Raw genomic sequence first — 1,510 nt, 5'->3', positions numbered from 1 at the left:
GCCTGGTCGCCCTGCGCCAGCCGCCGGCAAAGGCGCCGGCGCAGAAACGGCGCGCGCAGAACGATACCGCGATCGGCATCATCGGCGCGGCCCTGGCCTACCGCATCGAGGGCGACGCGCGCTACCTCGAAGCCGCGCGGCGCTACATGGACGCCGCCGTCAGCTACCCGGTATGGGGCTATACCTACAGCAAACCCGACATCGACCTGGCCGCCGGCCACCTGCTGTACGGCCTGGGCGCAGGCTACGATTTGTTGTACGACGTGCTCGAACCGGCCGAGCGCACGCGCTACCGCGACAAGCTGGTGCGCCAGGCCGGCATCCTGGCCGAGCATTTCATGCCGGCGCCGGGCAAGTCGTACTCGTACAGCCAGAACCACTGCTTCATCCCGGTCGCCGGCCTGGCCGTGGCCGCCTACGCGTTGTGGGACGACACGCCGGACGCGGCGCGCTGGGCGGCCCTGGCGCGCGCCATCTTCAGCCGCGTGCTCGAAGTGGCCTCGCCCGACGGATATTTCTACGAAGGCGTGGAGTACTGGATCTTCTCGATGCCGTGGATCGTCCACGCGCTGGATGCCTTCGCCCACGCCGCCGGCGACGACTTGTACGATACGCCGGCCCTGCGCCGCGCCCACCTGTACATGGCGCACTCGCTGACGCCCAACGGCCAGGACGTGTACGATTTCGGCGACGTGTTCGAGGGTCCGGTCACGCGCGCCCGCAAGGGCGAGGAGCCGGCGCGCACGCACCCCGGCGGCAAGCTGAATTCGAACTACAACCTGCTGTACCGGCTGGCCGCGCGCTTTTCCGACCCGCAGGCGCAAGGCGTGGCCGACTGGATGGCCTCGCTCGGTCACGTCTGCGCGGAAGACTTCTGGACCCTGCTGTGGCGCGACCCGGCCATCCAGACCGCGTCGATGGCGGCACTGCCGACCTACCACCATTTCGACGACCTCGGCACCGTGTACTGGCGCAGCGACTGGACGCCGCGCGCCACCGCATTCGCGTTCCGCGCCGGACCGCCGGAAGGCCACCACGTCGCGTCCCTGATCGGCAAGCTGCCCGACTGGCATCTCGAGACCGGCCACGCGCACCCCGACGCCGGCAGCTTCATCCTGTACGGCGCCGGCACCTACCTGACCGGACCGATGGGCTATGCGGGTATCCCGACCAGCCGATTGAGCAATACGCTGCTGATCGACGGCCACGGCCAGGCCAACGAGGGCGGCGGGCACGACGCCTTCCGCGATTACCCGTATGGTCGCCTGGACGCGATCCGCTTCGCCAGCGTCAAGCTGGGCCCCGACGGCGCCGACCTGGTCGCCGACCTGGCCGGTGCCTACCGCCCCGAACTCGGCGTGGAAAAGCTGCAGCGGCACTTCCGTTATGCCCGCGGCGCGTGGACCGTGACCGATACGCTGCGCGCCAGCAAGCCCGTGGTGCTGACCGCGCAGGTCCATGGCGACGGCGCCATCGCCAAGGCCGGCGCCCGGCGCTATCTCGTGCAGGG

Annotated in this window: 1 protein-coding gene; it reads left to right on the top strand. The window is 70.0% G+C overall.

Annotated elements, in window-relative coordinates; genetic code table 11:
* A partial coding sequence (locus ACEN88_RS31420; protein ID WP_413346041.1) for a DUF4962 domain-containing protein occupies positions 1-1,510 on the top strand: 1,510 nt, incomplete at both ends.

The sequence above is a fragment of the Massilia sp. CT11-108 genome (assembly GCF_047302915.1).
Lineage (GTDB): Bacteria > Pseudomonadota > Gammaproteobacteria > Burkholderiales > Burkholderiaceae_D > Telluria > Telluria orientalis.
The sequence above is the reverse complement of the archived record's forward strand: the minus strand, read 5'-3'. Positions and strand labels throughout refer to the sequence as shown.